The 519-nt window shown below is 51.1% G+C and carries 1 rRNA gene; it reads right to left on the bottom strand.

From position 1 onward, the window contains the following. Positions 1–519: ribosomal RNA gene (locus IWT5_RS11810) — 23S ribosomal RNA — on the bottom strand; the annotation flags it as partial.

The following is a 519-nucleotide window of genomic DNA, read 5'->3' on the forward strand; positions in this document are numbered from 1 at the left end:
CACGCGACCTATTGGTCGCATCCACAATTTCGGTGGTATCCTTAGCCCCGGTACATTTTCGGCGCAGAATCACTCGGCTAGTGAGCTATTACGCACTCTTTAAATGGTGGCTGCTTCTGAGCCAACATCCTAGCTGTCTATGCAACTCCACCGCCTTTTCCACTTAGGATACACTTAGGGACCTTAATTGGTGGTCTGGGCTGTTCCCCTTTCGACGATGGATCTTATCACTCACCGTCTGACTCCCGGATATAAATCTATGGCATTCGGAGTTTATCTGAATTCAGTAACCCGTGACGGGCCCCTAGTCCAAACAGTGCTCTACCTCCACGATTCTCTTTCCGAGGCTAGCCCTAAAGCTATTTCGGAGAGAACCAGCTATCTCCAAGTTCGTTTGGAATTTCACCGCTACCCACACCTCATCCCAGCACTTTTCAACGTACACGGGTTCGGGCCTCCAGTGCGTTTTACCGCACCTTCACCCTGGACATGGGTAGGTCACCTGGTTTCGGGTCTACA

Origin of the sequence: Secundilactobacillus mixtipabuli, assembly GCF_002217925.1 — a bacterium.
Classification (GTDB): domain Bacteria; phylum Bacillota; class Bacilli; order Lactobacillales; family Lactobacillaceae; genus Secundilactobacillus; species Secundilactobacillus mixtipabuli.